The sequence below is a fragment of the Faecalibacterium sp. DFI.5.82 genome (genome assembly GCF_029076575.1).
In the GTDB taxonomy this organism is placed as follows: domain Bacteria; phylum Bacillota; class Clostridia; order Oscillospirales; family Ruminococcaceae; genus Faecalibacterium; species Faecalibacterium duncaniae.
In genome coordinates this window covers 1-322 of record NZ_JARFIS010000328.1, presented here as the reverse complement: position 1 = coordinate 322, position 322 = coordinate 1, and the positions used below count along the sequence as shown (strand labels likewise).

The following is a 322-nucleotide window of genomic DNA, read 5'->3' as shown; positions in this document are numbered from 1 at the left end:
CTAATGGAGCAGTCCTGCAGGGTAAGCTCATCCGGTAGAGCGACTGCTTCCCAAGCAGTAGGCGGCGGGTTCGAGTCCCGTATCCTGCTCCAGAAAATAGCGCTCCAACGTGTAGTAAAGAACATGGTGGGGCGTTTTGCATTTTGATGCACTTTTGGCGGGCGGCTTGTGCTTTGCCGGAAAATATGGTTCAATAGAGGAAAACAGGCGGGAACGCACAGCGACCAAGAAAAAATGAGCCACAAGGCAAATGAGGAAATCTACGGTGTTCTTTCCGGCAAAGGCAAGGTCGTTATCGATGGCGAAGAAATCAGCCTTGCAG

The 322-nt window shown here is 51.6% G+C and carries 1 tRNA gene and 1 pseudogene; both read left to right on the top strand.

The window, feature by feature from the left end:
* The first annotated feature begins 16 nt into the window (after nt 1-16).
* Nucleotides 17-92 (top strand) — tRNA-Gly (locus P0G09_RS16845).
* A 145-nt stretch (nt 93-237) separates the two neighbouring features.
* Nucleotides 238-322: pseudogene (locus P0G09_RS16840) on the top strand (cupin domain-containing protein); the annotation flags it as partial.